This window comes from Rheinheimera sp. (assembly GCF_036568245.1).
Lineage (GTDB): Bacteria > Pseudomonadota > Gammaproteobacteria > Enterobacterales > Alteromonadaceae > Alishewanella.
Map to the genome: position 1 here is coordinate 1 of NZ_DATCSY010000364.1, position 4047 is coordinate 4047.

Sequence of the window (4047 nt, forward strand, 5' to 3'; positions counted from 1 at the left end):
GAAAATCAGTCGGTTAGCCTAAGTACCACGCAACCAATTTCGATCCCGACATCCGCCGGTGCGCCTCGTGCGACTAATAACATTTTCTTGAGCATGAACTTAGATTCCCGTGTAGTAGCACCTGGTGCTGCTTTTGATCCAACGGACCGCGCAACTTACAATCATTCGACGTCAGTTACCGTTTATGACAGCCTTGGGGAGTCTCATCAGGTAACAACGTATTTTCGTAAGCAGGGCGCTCCGGCGGTAAATACCTGGGACACTTTTGTGGTGTGGGATAACAAAACAGCAGCACCGCCAGCTGCAGATTCGTGGTTTGATGGCGATCCGGTAGAGTTTGACTCTAACGGTAATTTTGTTGAAACAACACCATTGCCGGTTATCACTATACCTGCCACAGATCTTAATGACCCGGCAAATACTTACCTAACAAATGGTGCACAGGCTGTCTCTGATGTTGTCGTTAACTTCCGTGATGCTTCCGGTGTCAGAACGCCGACACAATATGCTTCGATTTTTGACGTAGAGAATTTGAGCCAGGATGGTACTACCGTTGGTAACTTAACCGGAGTAGATATTGATGCTTTTGGCCGAGTGTTGGCCAGCTACAGTAACGGTGACTCTGCCTATCTGGCGCAGGTGGCGATGGTGCGTTTTGCCAACGTTCAGGGCTTAAAGCAAGTGGGTAATACCTCATGGAAACAAAGTATTACTTCAGGTGAACCGATAGGCGGGCAGGCTAATACGGGTACTTTTGGCGCGGTAAATGCGTCCTCGCTGGAGCAATCAAACGTTAACCTGACCACTGAACTGGTTGACTTAATCAGTGCCCAGCGTAACTTCCAGGCTAACTCCAGAGCGCTGGAAGTTAACAGTACCTTACAGCAGACAGTGCTGCAGATACGATAAGCATGGTTTAGCTGAAAAACACCACCCTTCGCGGTGGTGTTTTTTTATTGGGAAAAGCGTTGCGGCCAGCAGCTCCACTGCATTTTTATATGTGGCATAAAATTTGCTTTGTAAGTAGCAACGACTAGTAACGACGACTGACGGAGCGCGTTATGGATCACCTGTTATATATCGCCATGAGCGGTGCCAAAGAAAACATGAATGGTATGGCGCTGCGCTCAAATAACCTGGCTAACGCCAGTACGACCGGCTTTAAGGCTGATTTTGAGCAGGCCAGGTCAATGCAGGCATTTGGCGAAGGCCTGCCAACCCGGGTGTTTTCGCTGACAGAACGGCCAGGTCAAAACTTTGACGCCGGCGCTATTATCATGACTGAGCGCGAGCTTGATGTGGCAATTCAGGGCGATGGCTGGCTTGCAGTGCAAGCGCAGGATGGTAATGAAGCTTACACGCGTAGCGGCAGTTTACAGATCAGTCCGCTTGGTATGTTGGAAACCGTAACAGGTTTGCCGGTATTGGGGGATGATGGCCCGATTCAGTTACCGGTTCCGCTGGCAAAAGTTGAGATAGCGCAGGACGGCACTGTCAGTGCATTACCACTTGGCGCACCTGCAGATGCAATGGTACCCGCCGGGCGCATTAAGCTGGTAAGGCCAGAAAACAGAGAGCTGGACAAAGGAACTGATGGTTTGTTCCGGCGTAAAGACGGCCAGATAGCAGAAGCCAGCGCCGATGTCAGCTTGCTAAAAGGTGCGCTTGAAGGCAGTAACGTCAATGCTGTTGGCGAAATGACCTACATGATTAGCTTGCAACGTCAGTTTGAGATCCAGGTGAAAATGATGAAAAGCGCTGAAGAAATGGACCGTCAACAGAATCAATTGCTGAGAATCGTCGGCTAACAGATAAATAAAAGGGCGAGAGCCCGGGAGGCAAACATGCATCCAGCTTTATGGATTAGTAAGACCGGATTAGACGCTAAACAGCGTGATATCTCGGTTATTTCAAACAATCTGGCCAACGCCAGTACTGTAGGTTTTAAGAAAAGCCGGGCCATTTTCGAAGATTTACTGTACCAGAATGTGAATCAGCCTGGTGGTGCATCGTCACAGAATACTGAATTACCTAATGGTTTGATGCTTGGTGCAGGCACAAAAGTGGTCGCGACGCAGAAAAACTTTACCCAGGGTAATTTGATCACAACAGACAACAGCCTGGATGTGATGATACAAGGCCACGGCTTTTTTGAGATTCTGATGCCGGATGGCACCATTTCATATACCCGCAACGGCCAGTTTACCGTAGATGACGAAGGAAACGTGGTGACCTCGGGGGCTGGGTATCAGGTGCAGCCAAACATTGTAGTACCGCCTGATGCGACCAGTATCACCATTGCTCAGGATGGTCAGGTATCCGTGCAGTTGCCGGGCCAGGGTGAGCCTGCCGTGCTGGGCCAACTTACCGTCACCAATTTTATTAACCCGGCGGGTTTAGAGCCAATAGGGCAGAACCTGTTTCGTGAAACCGGTGCCAGCGGTGATCCGGTACAAGGGATACCCGGCCTGGAAGGTTTGGGGATTATTGTGCAGGGCTCACTTGAAACATCAAACGTTAACGTTACTGAAGAGCTGGTTAACCTGATTGAAAGTCAACGTGTGTATGAAATGAACTCAAAAGTGATTTCATCCGTTGACCAGATGCTGGGTACCGCTATTCAGCAGCTGTAGTGGGAGGCATCATGTTACGCGTTATGTCGGTATTGTGCGGTATTTTATTGTGCAGTGGCTGTGCTTCACTACAGGAGCCGCAGCAAGACGACCCGTATTTTTCACCCCTGGTGCCAGACCAACCGTCGCGGCCTCTGACACAAAATGGCTCGCTGTTTGCACAAAGCTATTCAAACAGCCTGTATGCAGACAATAAAGCCAGGCATGAGGGCGACATTATTACTGTTGTGCTGCGCGAGAGTACTCAGGCCAGTAAAAAAGCCAAAACGGAAATGCAAAAAGACAGCTCGACATCATTTGAGCCAATGGTTGGTCTGGGCGGCAGAAATGTGTCAGTGGCCGGCAATGTATTGCAGTTTGGTGCCGATTCAACCTCGGACTATAAAGGGGATTCAAAAGCGGACCAAAGTAACAGCCTGGTAGGTAATATTTCGGTCAATGTGTTGCAGGTACTTAACAATGGCAATCTGGTGATCCGCGGAGAAAAGTGGCTGACGCTGAACACCGGTAAAGAATATATCCGCCTGACGGGCGTGATCCGCTCGCAGGATGTTGATGTGAATAACACGGTAGAGTCAACCAAAATTGCGAATGCACGCATTGAATACAGTGGCACCGGTGCACACCATAACGGCCAGTCACCGGGCTGGCTGAGCCGGTTCTTTAACGGTCCGCTGTGGCCATTCTAGGAGAGCACAAATGAAATCTGTGATGGCTATCTTGTTGTGCTTACTGGCGTTACCCGCTGCAGGTGCAAGAATTAAAGATGTCGCTGATGTTGAAGGCGTAAGGTCAAACCAACTGGTAGGCTATGGTTTGGTAGTAGGCTTGCCCGGTACCGGTGAGCAAAGCCCTTTTACCGAGCAAAGCTTTCGCACTATGTTAAGCAATTTTGGCATTACGTTGCCGGGTAACATGAAAGCGCAGATTAAAAATGTCGCGGCTGTGGCAGTGCATGCCGAGCTGCCGGCTTTTGCCAAGCCGGGGCAGACGGTAGATATTACTGTCTCATCGGTCGGCAGTGCCAAAAGCCTGCGTGGCGGTACCCTGATGCAAACTTTTCTGACCGGCCTTGATGGCAATGTCTATGCGGTTGCGCAAGGTAGCTTAATCGTCAGCGGCCTTGGCGCAGAAGGGCTTGACGGTTCACGTATTCTGGTCAATACGCCAACGGTAGGCCGTATTCCTAACGGCGCTATGGTCGAGCGCGAAGTCATTACACCTTTTGCTCAAAATGACTTTATTACGTTTAACCTTAAACAGTCAGATTTTACTACGTCAAAACGGCTGGCAGAGGCGATCAATGCCTTTATCGGCCCGGAAACCGCCTATTCACTGGATGCCACTTCTGTGCAGGTCCGGGCACCGCGTGATATCAGTCAGCGCGTGTCTTACTTGTCGACGCTGGAGAATC

Annotated in this window: 5 protein-coding genes; all 5 read left to right on the forward strand. The window is 50.0% G+C overall.

The annotated features are described in order from the left end of the window. On the forward strand, nt 1-909 hold a 909-nt coding region (locus VIN66_RS16115; protein ID WP_331924930.1), incomplete at its 5' end, for a flagellar hook-basal body complex protein. A 152-nt stretch (nt 910-1061) separates the two neighbouring features. Continuing rightward, complete coding sequence (locus VIN66_RS16120) at nt 1062-1808, forward strand: flagellar basal body rod protein FlgF (RefSeq protein ID WP_331924931.1); 747 nt, start codon at nt 1062-1064, stop codon at nt 1806-1808. A gap of 36 nt (nt 1809-1844) precedes the next feature. Next, nucleotides 1845-2633: a flagellar basal-body rod protein FlgG gene (flgG, locus tag VIN66_RS16125; RefSeq protein ID WP_331924932.1), complete on the forward strand. Its 789-nt coding sequence runs from the start codon at nt 1845-1847 to the stop codon at nt 2631-2633. Nucleotides 2634-2644: 11 nt separating this feature from the next. Further along, on the forward strand, nt 2645-3322 hold the full coding sequence (gene flgH, locus VIN66_RS16130; RefSeq protein WP_331924933.1) for a flagellar basal body L-ring protein FlgH: 678 nt from the start codon (nt 2645-2647) through the stop codon (nt 3320-3322). A gap of 10 nt (nt 3323-3332) precedes the next feature. Then, a partial coding sequence (locus VIN66_RS16135) for a flagellar basal body P-ring protein FlgI (protein ID WP_331924934.1) occupies nt 3333-4047 on the forward strand: 715 nt, incomplete at its 3' end.

What these genes read in the sequence shown, in the direction of transcription:
- VIN66_RS16120 (WP_331924931.1), top strand. Translation starts at nt 1,062, where the DNA reads ATGGATCACCTGTTATATATCGCCATGAGCGGTGCCAAAGAAAACATG.
- flgG (WP_331924932.1), top strand. Translation starts at nt 1,845, where the DNA reads ATGCATCCAGCTTTATGGATTAGTAAGACCGGATTAGACGCTAAACAG.
- flgH (WP_331924933.1), top strand. Translation starts at nt 2,645, where the DNA reads ATGTTACGCGTTATGTCGGTATTGTGCGGTATTTTATTGTGCAGTGGC.